The organism is Polaromonas sp. P1_G2, assembly GCF_056405515.1.
The window spans coordinates 1-399 of sequence record NZ_JBFUBY010001460.1 but is presented as its reverse complement, the minus strand read 5'-3'; the positions used below and the strand labels follow the sequence as shown (position 1 = coordinate 399).

The following is a 399-nucleotide window of genomic DNA, read 5'->3' as shown; positions in this document are numbered from 1 at the left end:
GATGATACATGCCAGCTACAAAAGACGGAACCGGCACGATCGGCAGCCGTCCGATTTCGGTCGGACCCGGCGCCACAGACCCCATGCACACCGAAGGCTTCCTCGTGGTCACGAAACTGAAGAAGGCCGGCGGATCGCTGGTCATGACCATTCCTGCCGCCGCCCGGGACATGCTCGGCCTGGCTGAAGGACAGGAGATGGCAATCTCGGTCAAGGGGACACAGTTCATCGCCGAACCGATCGCCATGCAGGACAAGGCGATCAACCTGCAGCAGCTGAAATATGCCCTGGATGAACTGGTGGCCGGCTACAAGGCCGATGCCGCACCGACGGAGGATGAACGCGCCTGGATCGACGCGCCGCCGGCGGGGCGCGAAGTCTGCTGAAACAGCGTCCCTG

General features: G+C 62.9%; 1 protein-coding gene. It reads left to right on the top strand.

The features are described from left to right. The first annotated feature begins 83 nt into the window (after positions 1-83). Positions 84-386: an AbrB/MazE/SpoVT family DNA-binding domain-containing protein gene (locus tag AC1D0P_RS31075; RefSeq protein ID WP_477680245.1), complete on the top strand. Its 303-nt coding sequence runs from the start codon at positions 84-86 to the stop codon at positions 384-386. Positions 387-399 lie beyond the last annotated feature (13 nt).